The 21,169-nt window shown below is 61.7% G+C and carries 19 protein-coding genes and 1 tRNA gene; 17 read left to right on the top strand and 3 right to left on the bottom strand.

What is annotated here, in order from left to right; genetic code table 11:
• Window positions 1-16: 16 nt before the first annotated feature.
• The gene (locus ACZ5G6_RS12990) at window positions 17-817 is read right to left on the bottom strand and encodes a TetR family transcriptional regulator (RefSeq protein ID WP_498685885.1); all 801 of its coding nucleotides are present in this window, start codon (window positions 815-817) and stop codon (window positions 17-19) included.
• Between ACZ5G6_RS12990 and ACZ5G6_RS12985 the strand changes: the two genes are divergently transcribed.
• The 4 genes from ACZ5G6_RS12985 to ACZ5G6_RS12970 all read left to right on the top strand — a co-directional run bounded on the left by ACZ5G6_RS12985 (window position 816) and on the right by ACZ5G6_RS12970 (window position 5,478).
• Window positions 816-2,192, top strand: a complete 1,377-nt coding sequence (locus ACZ5G6_RS12985; protein ID WP_498685884.1) for an acetyl-CoA C-acetyltransferase — start codon at window positions 816-818, stop codon at window positions 2,190-2,192. The genes ACZ5G6_RS12990 and ACZ5G6_RS12985 overlap by 2 nt on opposite strands.
• A gap of 10 nt (window positions 2,193-2,202) precedes the next feature.
• Window positions 2,203-3,543, top strand: a complete 1,341-nt coding sequence (locus ACZ5G6_RS12980; RefSeq protein WP_498685883.1) for a 3-oxoacyl-ACP reductase — start codon at window positions 2,203-2,205, stop codon at window positions 3,541-3,543.
• Window positions 3,540-4,466 carry a MaoC/PaaZ C-terminal domain-containing protein gene (locus tag ACZ5G6_RS12975; protein ID WP_498685882.1) on the top strand — a complete coding sequence of 309 codons (927 nt, stop codon included), beginning with the start codon at window positions 3,540-3,542 and terminating at the stop codon, window positions 4,464-4,466. The genes ACZ5G6_RS12980 and ACZ5G6_RS12975 overlap by 4 nt, the downstream gene beginning before the upstream one ends.
• 70 nt (window positions 4,467-4,536) lie before the next feature.
• The gene (locus tag ACZ5G6_RS12970; RefSeq protein WP_498685881.1) at window positions 4,537-5,478 is read left to right on the top strand and encodes a glycosyltransferase family 2 protein; all 942 of its coding nucleotides are present in this window, start codon (window positions 4,537-4,539) and stop codon (window positions 5,476-5,478) included.
• A gap of 63 nt (window positions 5,479-5,541) precedes the next feature.
• Here ACZ5G6_RS12970 and ACZ5G6_RS12965 read toward each other — a convergent pair.
• Window positions 5,542-5,624: transfer RNA gene (locus tag ACZ5G6_RS12965), tRNA-Leu, on the bottom strand.
• A 267-nt stretch (window positions 5,625-5,891) separates the two neighbouring features.
• On the opposite strand from ACZ5G6_RS12965, the gene ACZ5G6_RS12960 reads away from it, so the two are divergent.
• Together ACZ5G6_RS12960 and ACZ5G6_RS12955 are read left to right on the top strand one after the other, a co-directional pair.
• On the top strand, window positions 5,892-7,196 hold the full coding sequence (locus tag ACZ5G6_RS12960; protein ID WP_498685880.1) for a M20/M25/M40 family metallo-hydrolase: 1,305 nt from the start codon (window positions 5,892-5,894) through the stop codon (window positions 7,194-7,196).
• A 27-nt stretch (window positions 7,197-7,223) separates the two neighbouring features.
• Complete coding sequence (locus ACZ5G6_RS12955; protein WP_498685879.1) at window positions 7,224-8,384, top strand: acyl-CoA dehydrogenase family protein; 1,161 nt, start codon at window positions 7,224-7,226, stop codon at window positions 8,382-8,384.
• Between the two features lie 59 nt (window positions 8,385-8,443).
• On the opposite strand, the gene ACZ5G6_RS12950 is transcribed toward ACZ5G6_RS12955, so the two are convergent.
• Complete coding sequence (locus ACZ5G6_RS12950; RefSeq protein WP_216925728.1) at window positions 8,444-8,677, bottom strand: DUF5703 family protein; 234 nt, start codon at window positions 8,675-8,677, stop codon at window positions 8,444-8,446.
• 39 nt (window positions 8,678-8,716) lie between these two features.
• Between ACZ5G6_RS12950 and ACZ5G6_RS12945 the strand changes: the two genes are divergently transcribed.
• From ACZ5G6_RS12945 to ACZ5G6_RS12895, 11 genes are all read left to right on the top strand, one after another.
• Window positions 8,717-8,974, top strand: coding sequence for a hypothetical protein (locus tag ACZ5G6_RS12945; RefSeq protein ID WP_223932823.1), 258 nt, complete (start codon window positions 8,717-8,719; stop codon window positions 8,972-8,974).
• A gap of 284 nt (window positions 8,975-9,258) precedes the next feature.
• A complete protein-coding gene (locus ACZ5G6_RS12940; protein WP_498685878.1) occupies window positions 9,259-10,938 on the top strand; it encodes a sugar transferase in 1,680 nt (559 codons plus the stop codon).
• A gap of 91 nt (window positions 10,939-11,029) precedes the next feature.
• A complete protein-coding gene (locus ACZ5G6_RS12935) occupies window positions 11,030-12,139 on the top strand; it encodes a Gfo/Idh/MocA family protein (RefSeq protein ID WP_498685877.1) in 1,110 nt (369 codons plus the stop codon).
• Window positions 12,136-13,155: an NAD-dependent epimerase/dehydratase family protein gene (locus ACZ5G6_RS12930; RefSeq protein ID WP_498685876.1), complete on the top strand. Its 1,020-nt coding sequence runs from the start codon at window positions 12,136-12,138 to the stop codon at window positions 13,153-13,155. Before ACZ5G6_RS12935 ends, ACZ5G6_RS12930 begins: the two co-directional genes overlap by 4 nt.
• Window positions 13,152-14,318: a DegT/DnrJ/EryC1/StrS family aminotransferase gene (locus tag ACZ5G6_RS12925; protein WP_498685875.1), complete on the top strand. Its 1,167-nt coding sequence runs from the start codon at window positions 13,152-13,154 to the stop codon at window positions 14,316-14,318. Before ACZ5G6_RS12930 ends, ACZ5G6_RS12925 begins: the two co-directional genes overlap by 4 nt.
• Window positions 14,315-14,977, top strand: coding sequence for an acetyltransferase (locus ACZ5G6_RS12920; RefSeq protein ID WP_223932818.1), 663 nt, complete (start codon window positions 14,315-14,317; stop codon window positions 14,975-14,977). Before ACZ5G6_RS12925 ends, ACZ5G6_RS12920 begins: the two co-directional genes overlap by 4 nt.
• Complete coding sequence (locus ACZ5G6_RS12915) at window positions 14,974-16,437, top strand: oligosaccharide flippase family protein (protein ID WP_498685874.1); 1,464 nt, start codon at window positions 14,974-14,976, stop codon at window positions 16,435-16,437. Before ACZ5G6_RS12920 ends, ACZ5G6_RS12915 begins: the two co-directional genes overlap by 4 nt.
• A complete protein-coding gene (locus ACZ5G6_RS12910; RefSeq protein WP_223932816.1) occupies window positions 16,434-17,699 on the top strand; it encodes a glycosyltransferase in 1,266 nt (421 codons plus the stop codon). The genes ACZ5G6_RS12915 and ACZ5G6_RS12910 overlap by 4 nt, the downstream gene beginning before the upstream one ends.
• Window positions 17,696-19,756 (top strand): glycosyltransferase, encoded by a 2,061-nt coding sequence (locus ACZ5G6_RS12905; protein WP_498685873.1) that lies wholly within the window; start codon window positions 17,696-17,698, stop codon window positions 19,754-19,756. Before ACZ5G6_RS12910 ends, ACZ5G6_RS12905 begins: the two co-directional genes overlap by 4 nt.
• Window positions 19,757-19,896: 140 nt before the next feature.
• A complete protein-coding gene (locus ACZ5G6_RS12900; protein WP_498685872.1) occupies window positions 19,897-20,484 on the top strand; it encodes a hypothetical protein in 588 nt (195 codons plus the stop codon).
• Between the two features lie 2 nt (window positions 20,485-20,486).
• Window positions 20,487-21,152 carry a YveK family protein gene (locus ACZ5G6_RS12895; protein WP_223932813.1) on the top strand — a complete coding sequence of 222 codons (666 nt, stop codon included), beginning with the start codon at window positions 20,487-20,489 and terminating at the stop codon, window positions 21,150-21,152.
• Window positions 21,153-21,169: the final 17 nt, after the last annotated feature.

Genomic DNA, 21,169 nt, shown 5'->3' with positions numbered 1-21,169 from the left:
ATGGGTCTTTTTCATGTCAGGTGATTGGTTTGAGCTCCGGAGCGATGCCCAGGCATAGCCAGTCCGTGATGTGCCCGGCCATGGATGCCTGGTCCGGTTTGGTGTCGGAAGCGGGGCTTCCCAGCCACATTTCGCCGGCATTCCGAACGAGCCCGATGGCTGCTGTGGGCCAGTACTCGATCAACGCTTCGTTCTCGGTTCCGAGGTACTGCCGCATGGGTGTCGCGATCATGTCCGTGATTTGCTCGAAGAAGTTACCCAGTGCCCCTGACGCCGCAATGGCATCCTGCGACGAAGCTTCCCCGGGTGTCAGCCGGGTAATGAACGCGTAAACGTTGGGGCTGGATTCTGCCATTTGCAGGTACGCCGACACCATGGCGTAGAGCCCTTCCCGGGGCGTCTGCGCCAACTGGGCCGCTTCCTTCATGCGGCGTTGCATTTGCCCCAGGACTACTTCTCCCATGGCCTGTTGAAGGCCTGCCTTATCACCGAAATAGCGGTAGTACACAGACTTTGAGGTGCCGGCGGCTCCAGCGATGTCTTCCATGGAAGCCTCGCTGCCCAGGGCGTGCACGGCCCGGCGTGCTGCCTTGATGAGCTCGCGACGACGTGACTCGCGATGGCTTTGCCATCTGGCAGCGCGCCCATCGATTCCAGCGTCCGGAACGGCACCGCCGGAGTCCTCTGAGGCATCAACAGCATTGGCCCCGGAGGAGGCAGAAGCTTGCGGGAAATCTGTACTGCGACTGTTCACGATACTCAGCGTATCAGGTACGCTGGGTATCAGTAACTGGCATTGATCGAAGGAGTCAGGCATGGCCGCAGCAGAAACATCCGCAGGCACGAACACAGACACAAGCGGCTTCGCAACGGGGGAACAGGGCAAACGCCCTCAGGGAACGCGTTCTGCAGTCATTGTGGGCGGCAACAGGATCCCCTTCGCCCGCACGGGCGGCGCTTACGTGAAGTCGTCCAACCAGGACATGCTCACCGCGGCATTGGACGGGCTCATTGCCCGGTTCGGACTGCAGGACGAACGGATCGGCGAAGTAGCGGCAGGTGCCGTCCTGAAGCATTCACGCGACTTCAACCTCACCCGTGAAGCTGTATTGGGTTCGGCATTATCGGCGGAGACACCGGCATACGACCTCCAGCAGGCATGCGCCACCGGGCTGGAAACCGTCCTGGGGCTTGCAAACAAAATCAAGCTGGGACAGATCGATTCCGCCATCGCCGGGGGTGTTGACTCGGCGTCCGATGCCCCGATCGCCGTCAGCGAAGGACTCCGGGAGATCCTCCTGGACCTCAACCGCGCCAAGACACCGGTACAGAAGCTAAAGATCCTGGCACGCATGCGCCCCAAGGACCTGGCCCCCGATGCTCCCAACACGGGTGAGCCGCGCACCGGGCTGTCCATGGGCGAACACCAAGCCCTCACCACGGCACAGTGGAAGATCAGCCGGGAGGCGCAGGACGAACTCGCCTTCAACAGCCACCGCAACCTCGCCGCCGCTTACGATCGCGGCTTCTTCGACGACCTCATCACTCCGTACCGCGGCCTTAATCGGGACTCCAATCTTCGCGCGGACACCACCTTGGAGAAGCTCTCCACCCTGAAGCCTGTCTTCGGCAAGAACCTGGGGTCCGAGGCCACAATGACGGCCGGCAATTCGACACCATTGACCGATGGAGCCTCAACAGTCCTGCTTGCCACCGAAGAGTGGGCGGACAGCCGGGGCCTGCCCAAGCTCGCCACCGTCCTGGACGGTGAGGCGGCCGCCGTCGACTTCGTCCACGGCAAGGACGGACTTCTGATGGCGCCGGTCTTCGCCGTGCCGCGCCTCCTTGCCCGCCACGGGCTGACACTGGAAGATTTCGACTTCTTCGAAATACACGAGGCCTTCGCCGGGACCGTCCTAAGCACCATGGCCGCCTGGGAAGACGAGGACTTCGGGCGGACGCGGTTGGGGCTGGACGGCGCTTTGGGAAAGGTGGACCGCGCAAAGTTGAACATCAACGGGTCTTCACTCGCGGCCGGTCACCCATTCGCAGCAACCGGTGGCAGGATTGTGGCATCGCTGGCAAAGATGCTCCACGAGAAGGGACTTGTGGACGGCAGGCCGGCACGGGGCCTGGTTTCGGTGTGCGCCGCCGGCGGGCAGGGCGTTGTAGCCATTCTGGAAGCAGCCTAGGGGGAGCGTGATGACAGACAAGTACACCAGGATCGTCAGCCAGGGACTGGGCAAGGACGTCGCAAAAAGGCTCGGCCTGCCGCAACCGGTTGAGTTGCGCCGCCACCAACCAGGCGCACCGCTCATTACTGGGCCCGTGCTGGTCAACGGCGATAGCGTGGGCGCAGATGACCTCGCCACCACGCTTCTAGGTTGGGGCCTGGACGTGCGCCGCCACGCCTTGCCCAAGGAAAAGCTCGGCGCCATCGTTCTTGTCCTGGATGCCGTGCAGCACCCAGCGGACCTGGGCAAACCCGTGATGACAATCGGTGCTTCCTTGCGGGATCTCGCGCCCAACGGACGCATCATTACTGTCTCGAGGACGGCCCGGTCCGCGCCCACGCCCGCTTCGGCCGCCGCCCGGCAGGGCATCGATGGCCTCCTGCGTTCATTGGCCAAGGAATTACGTGCCGGAGCGACTGCGAACGGCATTCTTCTTGATGAGGATTTGGCCACCACCAGCCCTTCAGCGCTGGGAGCCCTGCGCTTCTTCCTTTCCGGGCGCTCCGCCTATGTGGATGGCCAGTTCCTGACGATCAGTTCATCCTCCGGCAGCCTGCCCGTCGAGGACGACAAACCGCTTGCAGGCAAAGTCGCCGTGGTCACTGGTGCAGCGCGGGGTATCGGCGCCGCGATCGCCCGGACGCTGCACCGTGATGGAGCGAAGGTGGTGTTGGTGGATATTCCCGCCGCAGGCGACCATCTCGCGGACGTGGCCAACGAGGTCCACGGGACAGCCCTCCAGCTCGACATCACGCGGGACGACGCCGGTCACCGGATTATCGACCACGCAGTGGAACGCCACGGCAGGCTCGACGTCGTCATCCACAATGCCGGCATCACCCGCGACCGCCTCTTGGCCAACATGGATGAGGGCCGCTGGCAGTCGGTCATCGCGGTTAACATCGCCGCCCAATTGAGGATCAATGAGGCACTTCTGGCCTCGGAGCACTTCAAGGAGGCTCCGCGCATCGTTTCGGTGGCGTCCACTAGTGGCATTGCCGGCAACAGGGGCCAAACCAACTATGCCGCGTCCAAAGGCGGCGTGATCGGAATGGTGCGCTCCACAGCCCCGCTCATGGAGTCCTTCGGGGGCACGATCAACGCAGTAGCACCGGGCTTCATTGAAACAGAGATGACGGCGCGGATGCCGTTCGCCATCCGGGAAGCCGCCCGCAGGCTCAATTCACTGAGGCAGGGTGGCCAGCCACAAGACGTCGCGGAAGCCATCGCCTTCCTGGCGAGCGACGCCGCGGGAGGAATCTCGGGGGGAGTACTTCGCGTGTGCGGACAGCAATTGGTGGGAGCATGAGCCAACCGCAGCCGGTCATCCTTGGAGAGCTGCCGTCCCTGTCCAAGCTCTACGTCAACGCCGCGGCAACCGCCGCCCGTCGCCGGGTCCTTGGTTCATCGACGGGACAGGCGACGTTGCCAACGGTCAGCCACGAGGTCAGGGATGTCCAGGCGGACGTCGCAAACCTGACTGCCTACCAGCACCTTCTGGGGGAGACGGCCAGTGACATCCTGCCAGCAGGATTCGTCCATGCCCTGGCCTTTCCGGTCTCCATGAGTGTGATGAACCGGGATGACTTTCCGTTGCCGCTGGTCGGCATGATCCACCTCAGGAACCATGTGGAACAGCGGGTCCCCATACAATTCACGGAAGCCTTGGACATCCGGTCATGGTCAGAAAACCTCTCCGGCCACCGGGCGGGGACGCAAGTGGACGTCATCGCGGAAGTCCGCTCCAGCTCCTCAAGCGAGTTGCTGTGGCGGGGCGTGTCCACCTACCTCGCGAAAGGGGTCTTCCTGCCTGGCATCGACAAGCCGGGAAACCCAAGCAACACGGGAGATAACAGTGATTTTTCCCCGCCGGATCCCACGGCCCTATGGCAACTGGACCTGGACATCGGACGCAACTACGCTGCTGTCTCCGGCGATTTCAATCCCATCCATTTGAGTGTCTTATCCGCCAAAGCCCTGGGCCTGCGGGGGTCCATTGCCCACGGGATGTATCTTGCCTCCCGTGCGCTGGCAGACGTCGGGTCGGTCAAGCCCGATGCCTTCACGTGGGAGGTGAGGTTTGAGGCGCCAGTTTTCCTGCCCGCGCGGGTGGCGCTGGACATCTCCACGATCCAGGCGGACACCGGGGCGTGGCAGCGCTCGGATTATGTGGCGTGGAACCCACGCAGCGGCCGGCGTCACTTCAGGGGCAGCGTCGCGCCGTTGTCTTAAGCCCTCCATAAATCCTTGCGAGCCGGATATTCTCTTGAGACGTATTGCCGGAGGAGGAGAGACTCGCCACATGAACCAGATCAGTTTGTGCGTCTCGACCTACAACCGCGTCGATGATCTCAAGAGGTTGCTTTCGAGTGCTCTTGCCCAGGAACCCGCAATCCCCATCATTGTCTACGACGACGCATCCTCGGACGGGACGCCAGAGGTGGTTCGAGAGCAGTTTCCCGGCGTTCAGCTCATTGCCGGCCAGGAAAACGTCGGCCTGATCGCTGCCCGGAACATTTGCATCAAGGCAGCATCCACTCCCTTCGTCCTCATTTTGGACGATGACGCATACTTTCGGTCCGTCTCCACGGCCCGGCAAACGCTGGCGGACTTTTCCTCAGCTGCCATTGCCGCGGTTGCCGTTCCCTTTACCGAGAATGGTGCCCTAATGCAGGGCGATCGGGCCGGCGATACTGTTGAGCTGGCCAGGAGCTTTATCGGCGCCGCACACGCTCTGCGCCGGGATGCAGTACTTGCCTGTGGCGGTTTGCGTGAATCGTATAGGTTCTACTGCGAGGAATCCGATATAGCGATTCGTCTTTTGGCCTCTGGCCTCGTAGTCAGGCACGGCACCGCAGATCCGGTTGAGCACTGCCCGAATGCTGACCGCCAACCTTTGCGAAGGCGCCAACTGCGGTGGCGGAGCGAACTTCGTTTCAAGTGGTATCACACGCCCGCTTTGCTTGTGGTGCCCGTGCTCGTTGGTCACCTGGGCCTTCTGCTGGTGAGGTCCGGGCAGTTTGGTGGCCTCGGGGAATCTCTTCGGCTGTGCTACACATCCTGCAGAGACGTCCTCGCGTCACGGTCCGAACGCAAGGGAGTGGATATCCGGACCTACCTCCTGTGGAGGCGGCTTGCCAAGCTTCCCCGAGTGACCCTGGACGCGGCCGACCATATCCTTGCGGCTGGACGTGCTCCCGGTGAGCGGAATCTTCAGGGGCGCGGCATATCCCTCAGACGATGAGCGGAACCAGGCCCCGCGTGGTTGAGGGCACAAAAAAACCCCGGTTTCCCGGGGCCTTCTTTGTGCGCGGAGGGGGACTTGAACCCCCACCCCCTTTCGAGGACTAGCACCTCAAGCTAGCGCGTCTGCCATTCCGCCACCCGCGCAGGTGGTGTTCGGAGAAGCCATTCTGCACCTTCCGGTGCTTCACTTTCCTCCGAAGCAGCGAGAAAAACTCTAACACGGTTTGAAGGAACTAAAAAATCGATGCGGGCCAAGGCTGGCCTGCAGACTTTCGAGGCGTGGCGGCGCCCGGAATTGCGCAACCGACGAGGCTTTCGGTGAGTAGGCTGGAGGAACACGGGACGGTAGAGCTGCGGGATCCGCAGTGCGCGTCGCCGGCACTGCAGCCCAGCCACGCAAGGAGAATTTCCATGTCTGTCATCCGCCCCGAAGACGAAGTTGTCCGGATCTGCCAGGAGCTCATCCGTATCGACTCCTCCAACTTCGGCGATGACACCGGACCGGGCGAACGGGCCGCTGCGGAGTACACGGCCGGCCTCATCAGCGAAGTGGGTCTCGATGCCGAGATTTTCGAGTCAGCACCGGGACGCGCCAACGTCGTAACGCGCATGGCAGGGGAGGACCCGTCAGCTGACGCCCTGGTTGTCCACGGACACCTGGACGTTGTACCGGCCCTGAAGGATCAGTGGAGCGTTGATCCGTTCAGCGGCGAACTGAAAGACGGCCTGATCTGGGGCCGTGGAGCTGTGGACATGAAGGACATGGATGCCATGATCCTTTCAGTCATGCGGAACTTCGCCAGGACTGGCCGCAAGCCCAAGCGGGATATCATTTTCGCCTTCTTCGCCGACGAGGAAGCCGGCGGCACTTATGGCGCCCGCTATGCCGTGGAGCACCGGCGCGAATTGTTCGACGGCGCCACCGAGGCTATCTCCGAAGTCGGCGGATTCTCCGCGACCATCGGCGGTCAGCGGACCTACTTGCTTCAAACTGCCGAAAAGGGCCTTTCCTGGTTGCGGCTGGTGGCCCATGGACGGGCTGGCCACGGCTCGCAGATCAATACGGACAACGCGGTCACCCGGCTTGCGGCGGCCGTCACCAGGATCGGAGAATACAAGTGGCCTGTAGAGCTGACCCCCACCACCAGGCAGTTCCTGGACGGTGTGACTGAGCTAACGGGTGTCGAGTTTGATGCCGACAACCCGGACATCATCCTCAAAGAACTCGGCACGGTTGCCCGGTTCGTGGGCGCAACGCTGCAAAATACCTCCAACCCCACCCTGCTCCGCTCCGGCTACAAGCACAATGTCATTCCGGAATCGGCCGAGGCATTCGTGGACTGCCGCACGCTGCCCGGCCAGCAGGAACTGGTGTTCGAAACCATCAAGGAGCTCGCTGGAGACGGCGTGGAGATCAGCTACGTTAACAAGGATGTGTCCCTGGAAGTGCCCTTTGCCGGCAACCTGGTGGACTCCATGATCGATGCCTTGCACTCCGAGGACCCGGGCGCCAAGGTGCTTCCTTACACCCTTTCCGGAGGCACCGATAACAAGTCCTTGAGCAAGATCGGCATCACAGGTTACGGCTTCGCTCCGCTGATGTTGCCGGACGAGCTGGACTTCACCGGCATGTTCCACGGAGTGGACGAGAGAGTGCCGGAGGAGTCCCTGAAATTCGGTGCGCGCGTCCTGAACAGGCTGCTGAGCAACTACTAGACCTTCCCAACATCAGGAGGCCCAGCCATGACTCCCGAGGAAATCCTGCCAGAGGCCCTTCTTGAGCGGCTACGTGGACGCGCTGCCGGCTACGACCAAAACAACCTGTTCTTCCACGAGGACCTCGAGGAGCTGGTGAACGCCGGCTATCTGAAGCTTTTCGTGCCGGAGGCCGACGGCGGCATGGGCCTTGGGCTCGAAGCGGTGGCTGCGCTTCAGCAACGGCTCGCGACGGCGGCCCCGGCCACAGCGTTGGCTGTCAACATGCACTTGGTCTGGACCGGCGTCGCGCAGGTCATGGCCACGCGGGGTGATGACTCGCTGGACTTCGTGCTTAAGGAAGCAGGCCGAGGCGAGGTTTTTGCGTTCGGCATTTCGGAGGCCGGCAATGATTCGATGCTGTTCGATTCCACCACGGTTGCTGAGCCGCTGCCGGATGGCGGCTATCGCTTTACTGGCCGGAAGATCTTCACGAGCCTCTCCCATGGCTGGACCCGTCTAGGGACGTTCGGCAAGGATGCGGACGCCAGGGATGGCGAGGGCGAACTCGTATTCGGCTTTCTCCGCCGTGACGAACCCGGCCATGAGACGCTCAGTGACTGGGACACGCTGGGCATGCGGGCAAGCGCGTCGAACACCACCTTGCTGCATGGCGCGGTCATTCCTCCGGAACGGATCTTCCGAAAATTGCCTGTGGGCCCCAACCAGGACTTGCTGATCTTCGCCATTTTCGCTTGTTTCGAGACGCTGCTTGCCGCCGTCTACACGGGACTGGCGCAACGTGCCTTCACACTGGGCGTTGAGAATGTGAAGCGTCGGACCTCGGCGAAGCACGGCGGTCGGAGTTTCGCGCAGGATCCGGACATCCGCTGGAAAGTTGCCGACGCGGCGCTGGCCATGGACGGTATCTATCCCCAGTTGTCGGCAGTTGCGCGCGATATCGATAACCTGGTGGACCATGGACCCCAGTGGTTCCCCAAGCTTGTTGGGCTCAAGTCGCGGGCCACGGAAAACGCCCGGTACGTGGTGGATCTGGCGATCAGGATCACGGGAGGATCCAGCTACTTCCGGGGCTCGGAAATGGAGCGCCTCTACCGCGACGTTCTCGCCGGAATTTTCCATCCGTCCAATGACGAGTCAGCGCATAACACAGTGGCAAACGCTTGGCTGGGGCCTTTGGAAAACTAAGGAAACCCTCTGCAAAACCAAGGAAACAGAGGGCCGGCCCGCGCTGCTTGTGACTTCAGCTAGACCGTGCGCTGCACGGAATAGACTTTGCGGCGCAACCAAAAGCGCCTGCCGCCGCCGAGGTATAGCCGGCTACGTTCCAACTCCCATTTCCCGTACTCCGAATGCTCCGCGAGCCGACGCCGGGCTTCGGGCAGTGAATCGTCAGGTCCGACCGTCAGTACGAGGTACTCGTACTGACGTGCATAGTCACGTTGGCGCTCTTCGGAGCTGCCTCGAAATTGTTCCTTCATCCCTCTCCATTTTCGTCCTTTTCGGGCTAACGTGAAGTCATGAGCATCGATCCGCGTGTCGCGCTTCAATCACTGACTGCTGCCCTGGAAGAGCATTTGGCCGCCGCTTCAGCCCGTCGAGGTGAGGGTGACCCCAATGTCGAGGCGGCGTTCTTCGCCGTTGCGGATGCCTTCGAAGTTTACGAAGACGCCCTGTACGAGGCATATTCAGAGGTTACTCCGCTGCAGGTGTTTGATGACGAGGAAGAGGACGACGACGAGGTCCTCGACGAAGACCTCGAAAGCCTGGAGGACTAAGAGCTGTTAGAACGGCAACTGACCGGACGGAACCGGCCACCGGTGGTGGCCGGTTTTTTGTGTCGTTTTTCAGGTTGTTTGTGTTGTGCTTGGCCCGGATTTCGGCGGTTTTCCGTGGTGTCGTGCGGATTAAAGCACGTAGTCCTGCATCAGCCAGCTAGGTACTGGCACGTAGGAGCCATGGGTAAAGCTGCGCAAACTTGAGTACCGACTACTGGTGCGCCTCCTGACCGCCGCCGCTTCACTGGGTTGTAGGCAATGGCAGGTCTGCGAAGAAGGCTGACATGGTAAAGGTTCCAGTCTTGCGTTCGGGCAAGGAGGGCGCACCACAAGGTGCGCACCCCTTTTCCTTGGGCGCGGCGTTCACAGCCAAACCTGCCGTCGCCGATGTCAATCCGCCGGTGTCTCCCTGGATTGACAAGTCCGTTGCTGCACAACGGGCTGAAAGGGCGGGACTGGCGGCGTTGAGGGCAGATGTCACCCTGAACCTCAAGCCGTCAGTCACCCACCGCCGCTCCCGCCGCACCTCCGCCCTGGCCCGCCGGTACGGCTGGACGCGGTTGCTTACCAACAGCCTTCGCTTGGCAGATACCGCTCTTGTAGCTGCGGCCGTGACGGCCGGTTTCCTCTTGAACACGGATGGCCTTTCCGTTGCGGTGGGCGGCACGGGCCATGAGCGGCACCTCATGCTCGGTTTTATACTCGGCGTTGCCTGGTTGGGCGCGCTGGAGGTCTACCGGACACGGGATCCGAAGGTGCTGGGGGTGGGCCCCGAAGAATACAAACGCGTCCTGTCCGCGAGCCTGCGTGTTTTCGGCTTCCTGGGAATCGTGGCGGTTGTTTTCCGGCTCGAGTCCGCAAGCTCATTCGTCCTGGTGTCGCTGCCGGTGGGCTTGGTGGCCCTGACAGGTAGCCGGTGGATGTTCCGGCGCTGGCTGACCCGTGAAAAATCACGCGGCCGTTGCCTCTCCCGTGCCATTGTGGTGGGAGAGCCCCAGGACGTCAGATACGTCATCAAGCAAATCAACCGGAAGTCCGGTGCCGCCTACAACATCCTGGGGGCATGCCTTCCAGGGGCACGGCGTGGCGCCGTCCTGGTGGTGGATAACGATCGCGTCCCCGTCCTGTCATCGATTTACGGCATTGCCCACACCGTGCGCCAGACGGGCGCCAACGCGGTGATCGTTGCCGGTCCTGTCCCCGGGGGCAACCAATTCATCCAGGAGTTGGGCTGGCGCTTGGAGGAAGATTCCGCCGAACTTGTCCTGGCAGCAACGTTGACCAACGTGGCCGGCCCGCGCATCCACTGGCGTCCCGTGGAGGGATTGCCCCTGATGCACGTGGATATTCCGCACTACTCGGGCGGCAAACACACGCTCAAGCGCCTGATGGACATCGTGGTCTCCGCTGCTGCTTTGCTCTGCCTGGCGCCGCTTCTGGCGGTTCTGGCGCTGATAGTCAGGTTGGACAGCCCGGGTCCCGTGCTTTTCCGGCAGGAACGGATCGGTAGGCGAGGCACCACCTTCCAGATGCTGAAGTTCCGTTCCATGGTGGTTGACGCCGAAGCGCGGCTGGAAGAACTCAGCGGGAAGGACCAGGGAGCCGGTGTCCTCTTCAAGATCCGTGAGGATCCCCGCGTCACCAAGTGCGGCCGTTGGATGCGCAAGTACTCCCTGGACGAGCTACCGCAGTTCTGGAATGTGCTGGCCGGAAACATGAGCCTGGTAGGCCCCCGCCCGCCACTCCTGCGCGAAGTCAGTGGCTACGAACGGCACACCCACCGCAGGCTTCTCATCAAACCCGGAATCACCGGCTTGTGGCAGATCAATGGACGATCAGACCTCCCATGGGATGAAGCCGTCCGGCTGGACCTCTATTACGTCGAAAACTGGTCCATAGCCGGCGATCTGATGATTATGTGGCGGACCTTCCGGGCCATGATCCAGCCCTCCGGAGCCTATTGAACGACCTGCCGGAACTTACTGACAGGAGAGCAATAAAAAGAAGCTTTACAGGGAAAGAACCGAGTTATCCAACACAGAATCCGAGTGGAAAATGAGCATAGGAACTATTCCATCAGGCCACCTTAACGGCCACGGGATGACCCCGAAGTTACGGATCGCCGTGGTCGGAGCAGGATATTGGGGGCCGAACCTCGCCAGGAACCTCAAAGCAAGCCCGGACTGGGAACTCGTGGCGATTTGCGATCTCGACGTCGAACGCGGCCTCCGGCTGGCCGAAACAGTAGGCGGCGTCGCCGTCGTCGAGTCCTTGGACGAACTCCTGGACACGTACAACCTGGACGCAGTCGCCGTAGCCACCCCGGCGCACACGCATCACGGAGTAGTGATGACAGCCTTGCGGGCCGGCATGCACGTGCTCGTCGAGAAACCACTGGCGGATAGCCGTGCCAAGGGCCTGGAAATGGTGGAGGAAGCCAAGGCGCGCGGCCTGGTCCTCATGGCAGACCATACCTATTGTTTTACGCCCGCAGTTTTGAAGATCCAGGAGCTCGTATCCAGTGGGGCATTGGGCGACATCCTTTATGTCGACTCCGTGCGTATCAACCTCGGACTCGTCCAACCGGACGTCAACGTGTTCTGGGACCTTGCACCCCACGATCTCTCGATCCTGGATTTCGTCCTTCCGGGAGGCCTGCACCCGACCGAGATCTCTGCCCACGGAGCGGATCCGCTGGGCACCGGACGTGACTGCGTGGGCCACTTGACCTTCGGCCTTCCAAACGACGCCATGGTTCATATCCACGTGAATTGGCTCAGCCCCACCAAAATCCGGCAAATGATCATCGGCGGCTCAAAGAGGACGCTCGTCTGGGATGACCTGAACCCGCAACAACGCCTGAGCGTCTACGATCGCGGCGTGAGCCTGGAACACCAGCCACGGTCCGCGGCGGACAAAAAGAACTCGGCCATCTCCTACCGCCTCGGAGATACATGGTCACCCGCATTGCAGGAACGCGAACCCCTGGGCCAAGTGGTGGCCGAGCTGGCCGGATCCATCCGCAACCACACGATACCGCGCACCAGCGGCGAATCCGGGCTCAGGGTCCTCTCAGTACTGGAGGCCGTCACCCAAAGCCTGGGAACGGACGGTCAGTCAACCATTGTTGCCGGCAACGAGGTCGCTCTCCAGGTCGCACAGTGAAGAAGCTGCTCGGCGCCAACGTCCTGGTCACCGGAGGCGCCGGAACCATCGGATCCACCCTGGTAGACCAACTGCTCGACGCCGGTGCGGCCCACGTGGACGTCCTGGACAACCTGGTCAGGGGACGCCGGGCCAACCTCAGCGACGCCTTGGCCACCGAACTTGTGCAACTGGTGGAAGGTGACCTGAGGGACCGGGACCTGGTCCACGACCTCACGCGGGGCAAAGATCTGGTTTTCCATCAGGCTGCGATCCGCATCACCCAATGCGCAGAGGAACCACGGTTGGCGCTTGAAGTCCTGGTGGATGGAACCTTCAACGTGTTCGAAGCCGCCGTTGACCACAACGTGGAAAAGGTCATCGCGGCGTCGAGTGCCTCCGTCTACGGAATGGCCGAGGAATTCCCCACCACCGAGAGACACCACCACCACAACAACGACACCTTTTATGGAGCCGCGAAATCGTTCAATGAGGGAATGGCGAGGAGCTTCCGGGCAATGTCCGGCCTGGACTACGTAATGCTGAGGTACTTCAACGTGTACGGGCCCCGCATGGACGTGCACGGACTTTATACAGAAGTACTGGTCCGTTGGATGGAACGGATAGTCGATGGTCTTCCGCCCCTGATCTTCGGCAGCGGCCACCAGACCATGGACTTCATCCACACCGCGGACGTCGCCAGGGCCAACATCCTGGCAGCCACCAGCGACGTCCGGGAGGGCGTGTACAACGTAGCCAGCGGCACGGAAACCAGCCTCGCCGAACTGGCACAAACCCTACTTCGGGTCATGCAGTCCCCACTGCACCTTGAACACGGACCCGAACGGGCAGTCAACGGCGTCGCCCGCCGACTCGCAGACGTCACCGCCGCCAAGCGGGACCTCGGCTTTGAAGCAGCGATAGAACTCGAAGACGGACTGCGCTCGCTCGTCACCTGGTGGCGTCCACTCCGTGAAGAAATCGCAGCCTCCCGGCAGCTGGCCCGGCCTGACGCACCCTCAGTAGGTGCCCGATGACCACCTCCGAGACCTCGCTGGCACGTATCGACGTCATGAAACCCTGGCTCGGGGAAGAAGAAGCCCAAGCCGTGGCCGAAGTCATCGCATCCGGCTGGGTGGCCCAAGGCCCCAAAGTCAGGCAGTTCGAGGAAGCCTTCGCCCTGGAGCAACAGGCTGGCTTCGCCGTAGCGGTCTCCAGTTGCACTTCTGCCCTGCACCTGGCGCTCGCCGTAGCCGGGGTAGGACCAGGAGACGACGTCGTCGTCCCGTCCTTCTCCTTCATTGCCACGGCCAACGCACCAACATACGTAGGCGCCCGGGCGGTCTTCGCCGACGTCGACGTCCTAACAGGTTGTGTCACCGCTGAAACCGTTGCCGCCGCCTTGACGCCTGCCACGCGGGCTGTCATTGCCGTGGACCAAGGCGGAGTGCCCGTTGATCTCGATCCTCTTCGGGCCCTCTGCGATCCCCTTGGCATCATCGTCATCGAGGACGCAGCCTGCGGCATCGGTTCACGCTACCGCGGCCGTCCAGTGGGAGCCGGTGCCGAACTGGCCGCCTGGTCCTTCCACCCCCGCAAAATCCTGACCACAGGGGAGGGCGGGATGCTCTCCACACCGCGGCAGGATTTCGCCGACCGGTCCCGCCGACTCCGCGAACACGCAATGAGCCTCTCAGCCGCGGAACGTCACGCCAGCATCCTTGCCCCCGCCGAGGAGTACCTCGAAATAGGGTTCAACTACCGCATGACTGACCTTCAGGCCGCCGTCGGGCTCGTCCAACTAGGCCGCCTACACCAAGCAGTACAACGCAGGCGCGAACTCGCCGCCAACTACGCGCATGCCTTCGCGGGCATCGAAGGCCTCCGGTTAGTGGACGACCCCGGATACGGAACCGGAAACTTCCAGTCTTGCTGGCTGGAAGTAGGCCCGGCGTTCCCCATGGGAAGGGACGCACTGATGACCCGCCTGGCAGAGGACGGAATTTCGGCACGACGCGGCATCATGGCCGCACACCGGCAACCCGCCTACGCCGGGACGAACACGGACGCGGTCTCACTGGAAGCAACTGAGTGGCTGACGGACCACACGCTCATCCTGCCCCTCTACCACCAGCTCTCCTTGGGCGACGAGATCCGGGTCATTGATTCAATACTTCGCGCGGCAGGACAGGGAAGATGACCGAGCTCCTCCTCATCGCCGCCAGCGGACTCGCCCGCGAAGTCCTGGCCATGGTCCGCAACACCGGACAGTACGACGTCATCGGAATCCTGGACGACGACGAAGACAAAGTGGGCCGCGTCGTGGACGGCGCCCACGTCCTGGGCCCCATCCGTGATGCCCTGACATTCCCGCACGCCATGCTGCTCGTCTGCATCGGCTCGGGCCGTGGACGGGAAAGCGTCGTCATGAGACTGCGCACCTTGGGCCTCGCCGAGGACCGCTACGCGACGGCGATCGACTCGTCCGTACACCCACCCGAAGGATGCAGGATCGGCCTGGGGAGCATCCTGCTGGCGAACGTCACCATGACAGCCTCCGTCACTGTCGGAAGCCACGTGGTAGCCATGCCAGGAGTCACGCTCACACACGATGACGTCGTCAGCGACTTCGCCACCCTGGCCGCCGGCGTATCCCTCGGCGGGAACGTCCACATCGGCCGGGCAGCCTACATCGGCATGAACGCCAGCGTCCGCGAGCGCCGCACTGTCGGCGCCGGGGCAACCATTGGCATGGGAGCGGCAGTGCTTACCGATGTCCCTGACGAGGAGACCTGGGCCGGGGTGCCCGCACGGGTAATACGCCGCGGATTCTCCCCCGAACTGGAGGACGCCCTGTGACCCTCCGCAGCCGTGCTGCAAGCCCGCGAACGCCCACTCCAACACGGGCGTTCGTCATCAGCGTCCTGAACGCAGTGGTGACACGCCTTGGAACAATCGCAATCGGCATAGCGCTCGCGCGGCTACTCGGGCCCGAACAGTTCGGAACATACGCTGTGGCCTTCGTAGCACTCATGGCCGTATTGAGTTTCAACGAACTTGGGGTCAGCCTGGCAATCGTTCGGTGGCCGGGGGAACCCAAGGAAATCGCCGCGACCGTAACAACGATCTCAACAGCCTGCAGCATAGTCCTCTTCGCAGGTTCCTACGTGATGGCCCCCTATTTCACGGCAGCCATGGGAAACGGAGCCGCCACCGACGTGGTCAGGGCGCTCGCCTTCTGTATCGTGCTCAATGGACTGGTGGCTACGCCTGCGGCCCTTCTGCAACGGAACTTTCGGCAGGGCCAACGCATGGTCATTGACCAGGTCAACGTTTGGCTCGGAGCGGGTGTGTCCCTGGTTCTGGTCATCATGGGCCTGGGAGCCATGAGCCTGGCCATCGGGCGGGTGCTGGCCAGCCTCATTTCCGCTGTCCTTTTCTTCATCTACTCGCCGTTACCTTACCGTTTTGGGTTCTCCAGGAAATTGGCGGGACAGTTGCTGGCTTTTGGGTTGCCTCTGGCAGGGGCAAGCATGGTGGTCTTTGGAGTGGGTTACGTGGACCAACTGGTTGCCGGAAAGATGCTCGGGCCAGTGGTGTTGGGGTTCTATGTCATGGCCACCAATATGGCCGGTTGGCCGGCCAGCTTGCTGTCCCAGCCTCTGCGCAGCGTGGCTCCGGCGACCTTTGCAAGACTGCAGGGTGCACCCGCGGAGATGCGTGCCGCGATGCTATCCATTGTCGCGGTGGTGGCTTCGGCGATGCTACCGGTCTCCGCGGTCCTGACAGCTTGCGCTGTTCCTGTCGTGACGCTGCTGTATGGCGAGGCATGGGCGCCCGCTGCTGTTGCGTTGGCTTGGCTGGCACCTGTTGCCGTCTTCAGGGTTTTTCACGAACTCATTTACGACTACCTGGTGGTGATCAAGCAGTCGGTTTCTATTCTGAGGGTCCAAGTCTTGTCACTCCTGGCCTTGGTGCCGGCGCTGGTTTTGGGCGCACAAGTGGGTGGCCTCGCTGGCTTGGCAGCAGTTCCCCTTGTCATTGCGGCAGCTGTCACTTCGCCTCTCTATCTCGGAGCTCTCTCACGAGCGGGCGTTCCCTTGAGAAGCCTTGGAGCCAGCATCTGGGTTTCCACCACCATATCGGTCGCCGCCGGAGTGGTCTGTTTCGTCCTGTCCTCTTCGATTCCGTCGCCAGTCATGGCAGTTGCTGCGTGCCTGTTCGTTGGGGTGCTGGCACTTACGGCATCGGTGTTCCTCAGACTGGGAGACATCCATCAATTACGTCGGATGGGTCTGGAACAGGAGGCTGTCCGGTGAAGATCCTTGTCTATCCGCATGACCTTCGAATCGGTGGCAGCCAGACCAATGCCATTGAGTTGGGAGCCGCTGTCCGGGACCTTGGCCACAGTGTCGTCATCTTCGGACAGCCCGGGACGCTTATGCGGAGGGTTCGGGAGCTTGACCTCGAATTCATTCCGGCACCGACTCCCCGCAAACGCCCGTCCCCGACAGTGTGCGGCGCCCTGGGCAAGCTGGCCCGTGACCGTTCCATTGACATTCTCCACGGCTACGAGTGGCCACCGGCGCTGGAGTGCTTGATCGCTTCCAAACTCGCATACGGCAGCACCAGCATGGCGACTGTCATGTCCATGGCAGTGGCCCCGTTTATCCCTGCGACGATGCCCCTTCTCGTGGGAACTGAACAGATCCTTAAGGCCGAATCAGCATTTGGCCGCCAGAGGGTGGGGCTTATGGAGCCCCCAATCGATGTCGTCCAAAACAGTCCGTCGGCCGCGGTAGGACATGACAAATTTCGGGAACGGTTCGGGCTGGCTCGCCATGCACAAATAGTCGTTTGCGTTTCACGACTTGCCCGGGAGTTGAAGCTCGAGGGCATCTTGGCCGCGATGGATGCTGTCGCAGGATTGGCCCGGAATAGAGACGTTCGCCTTGTGATCGTCGGCGACGGGCCCGGGATGCGGGAAGCGGTTGCCAAAGCTTCTGTTGTCAATGACCGGCTAGGACGGCCCGTTGTCCTGTTAACGGGTGAGCTGGACGATCCCCGGCCAGCGTATGCGGCTGGTGATGTTGTTCTGGGGATGGGCGGCTCGGCCTTGCGTGGTCTTTCCTTTGGGAAGCCACTGGTTGTTCAAGGAGAGCGCGGCTTCTGGGAATTGTTGACCCCTGAAACGCTGGACCGCTTCCTATGGCAGGGGTGGTACGGGGTGGGCAACGGCACGGAGGTGGGCATGGAGAACTTAACCTCCATCCTTGGATTCCTCTTGGACAACGGACACGAACGGGCACAGTTGGGCTCCTTTGGACGCCAACTTGTTGAGGATAGGTTTTCGCTGACCAACGCCGCCCGGGTGCAGGTTCAGTTCTACCGGCGATCATTGGCGGAAAGCGCTGGAACACTCTCTACGTTGTGGGCCGAAGCGGCAGCTGGTGCCAGGTATGCCGCGTACGTGGGGCATCGGCGCCTCCACCGCTACTTCGGACGCAATGCAGCTGATGACTTCAATGCGAAGCCGGTCGCCTCGCTGACTTCCCTGGCCGTGCGCGGGCGGAGCAGATGATGGAAACAATCGTCTACATGTCCGGTACCCGGTGGGACAGTCTCTCGGGAACTGACAAGATGCTGGCCAAATCACTGGCCAGGACACACCATATTTTGTGGGTTGATCATCCGGTTCCACTGACCAGCTTCCAGGATGTTCGGAGCCACCTGATCCACAGTCTTCGTGGTGTCACCGAAAATGTCGCGACGGACATCACCCGCCTGCGGATTCCGGCGCTGCCCGGTGTGAGCAAACCAGTTGTGCGTCGCTCTACGGATGTTCTTGTGCGCCGCTGTATAGATGCAGCCATGGAACGGGCTGTCGGGCCTATTGCCGGCATCGTCAACTCATCGCCGATCATGCTGTTTCCGTCCTACCCTGAAGGGACGCGGCTCCTGCATTTGACCGATGATTGGCTGGCGGGGACGAACCTCATGGGCTTCACTTCGTCCCATTTGATCCGGGTGTTGGAAGCGAACATCCGATCGGCCGACGCCATTTCTGCGGTCTCCGAGGAGCTGGCAGCCAAAATCTCGAAGTTCTCCGGCAGGGGTGTTGAAGTCTTGCCCAACGGCTGCACTCCTGCGACCCTTGCACCGGATTCGCGCCGCCGTCCGGTTGTGGCACTGGTTGGTCAACTCAACAATCGGTTGGATCTTGATGCACTGGAATCCGTAGCGGCAGCAGAGGTCCAACTGCTCATTATTGGGCCCCGGGCTGACGGCGATCCCGTTGTCCGCTCCAGGCTGGACGCCCTGTTGTCCAGGCCAAACGTGGATTGGCGGGGGTTGATGGGTCACGACGACGTTGCCCGGCTCCTGCAAACCGTGTCAGTTGGTATCACTCCCTATGCAGACACGGAGTTCAACCGGTCAAGCTTTCCCTTGAAGACCCTCGAATACCTTGCCGCAGGGCTTCGGGTGGTGGCCACTGACCTGCCATCGACCCGGTGGATCGGCTCTCCGGCCATTTCTTCAGCCAAGTCACCGGCCGAGTTCTCAAAACTCGTCCTGAACGCCCTCCGTGAGCCCCTAACACAGGAACTTCGGGAACATATTGACGCCACTGCCCGGTCGCATAGCTGGGATTCGAGGGCCGCCAAAGTCCGTGCGCTCCTGGGCACTGGAAAGCAGGCACCCAACAACAGCGTAGGGCACCCAACGGAACAGGCAGCTCCTGCCGGACAGGGCCGACCGGATGACGTGCAGCCAACGGTAGACCACGCGCTCCTCACCAGGTTCAACCTTCCGTCCAAGGGGTTTGAGAGCCTTGTCCGGGCCAAAGAGGGATGGCTTCACAACCGCGTTGAACTCTTCGAGAGATATTGCCTTCCCTCAGTTCGCGCCCAGACACGCAAAAGCTTTCATTGGATTGTCTACTTCGACCCCGAAAGTCCTGATTGGTTATTGGACCGGATTCAGGAAATGAGTGCGGACGGCCTGTTCACTCCGATTTTCCGGGCCGAGGTTGATGCCGCCGAGCTCCTCTCGGACATCGAGCGCGTCACCGGTCGGCGTACGCAAGATCTGTTGACTACCAATGTCGACAACGACGACGGTCTGGCGGCTGACTTTGTGGCCCAGGTACAGGACGTCCAGTGCTCCCAGTTGCCTTCAGCCATTTATCTCTCCGCCGGATTGGTCAAAGGAGGTGCCTCGGTCTACTTGAGGCACGATGACAGGAATGCATTTTGTTCGGTGCGGTGCACTTGGAGTGCTCCCGTTACATGTTGGTCTGCCTGGCATAACCAGCTGGGCGGGATCATGGCCACCGAGGAAATCGGTGGGCCGCCAGCATGGTTGCAGGTTGTGCACGGGTCAAACGTCAGTAACAGAATCCGCGGACGACTTGTGGCTGCTGATCCATTTGCAGACAGGTTCCCCGGGTTGCTGGACGACGTGGCTACCGTGCGCACGCTGGAATTAGTGCGCGACGCCCTGGTTGAGGGGCCAGTACGCCTCCTTCGCGACGGCCTTCGCAGCGCCATCAAAGCGGCCACGATCAGGCTCCTCGGCAGAAGTGGAATCGACAGGGTGAAGGTTTTCCTGGGACAGAATAGGCGGGAGATCGGATAATGCAAATTAGAACGATTCTAAGGAGCCTGGGCCGAAGGTGGTACTTCGTTGTCCTCGGCCTGATGATGACGCTTGTGCTGTGTTTCCAGGTCCAACAGAACACCCCCGAGAAGTTCAAAGCGCAAGCAAGCCTCGTGATCATGCCATCCACGCATAGTGTTGGAACTGACGGTAATCCCTACTTGAACCTGGGCGGGATGGGTGAGGCGCTGGATATCCTCACGCGCCGGCTCTCGGCCGAGGACATCCGTGGCAAGATCGCGGAGGACTTTGCAAACGCAACATATACGGCTGAAACCGACCGAGGCACCAGCGGGGCTATCCTCCTGATCACAGCCACGTCACCGAACCCGGATGAATCCTTGGGCACCATGCGGGCCGTCATGGACCAAGCCCCACTGTTGCTGGAAAACATGCAGAGTGCGCTGAATGTTCCGCAGGAGTCCCGCATTTCAACCATGACCCTTCTGGTCGATAGTCGGGCCACGCCGGAATCCAAGGCACGAACCCAAATCCTCCTCGTGGCAGCAGCCGGGGGAGTAGGGCTGACCTTGGTACTCACCGTTCTGTTGGACAGCCTGATGAAGTCCCGGAAACACCGCCGCGACAGGGCCAGGACGCGTACTCCGGAGGACACCACCCGTCCAATGCCCGCGGCGGCGACAGCACTGGAACCTGCCCACGATGAAGTTCCGGCCGCATTGCCAGTCTCCCAAAGGCCCTCGTAGCCATGACTCCCAAAACTCTGCTCCAGGTCCTGCGTAGGAGGTGGTACGCCGCCGTTGCTGTTCTGTTGATTGGCTTTGCAGGGCTGGGGGCCATCCGGTCCCTGGATCCTGTGTATTGGACGCAAGCAGAGGTCTCATTCGTTGCACCCAAAGGCGAACCGGCCTACTGGGTTCCAGGAGGAGATGTGGCTGCGCTCGTGCCCTTTGCCGCTTTGGTGGAGAAGCGCGTCAACGATGACTCCGCATCGGTCAATTTGGTCCTGTCCCGGGGAACCCTCTATGGAGCAGGGGTCAAGCACGGATATTCCGTGACGCTGCCCAACACCGGAGGCCAGTGGACCAAGAGCTTTTCCCGGCCGGTGTTGGCGGTCCAAGTGGTGGACTCGAGCGCGGAGAGGGTCAACGAAGTCCTGTCTGCAGTCATCGAGCGAATCAAGGAGGAATCCGCCGCACTGCAACAGGAACAGGACGTCCATGGCGCCCTGATAACCACTGTGACCACGCCGTCAAGTCCCGAGATTATCTTCGGCGGGGGTACGCAGACGGACCGCGTCAAAGGCGCCAGCGCCTGGCTGGCCCTGTCAGGCGCTGCCGCAATCGCCTTTGCCGCGACTGTTGAACGCCAGATTGCCCGGCGCCGCGGAATACCTCGAGGGGCAGGGCAGTAGGAGATGCGAGGCACATC

The sequence above is a fragment of the Arthrobacter sp. TmtSoilC51 genome (assembly GCF_055388015.1).
This window is presented reverse-complemented; position numbering and strand designations above follow the sequence as displayed.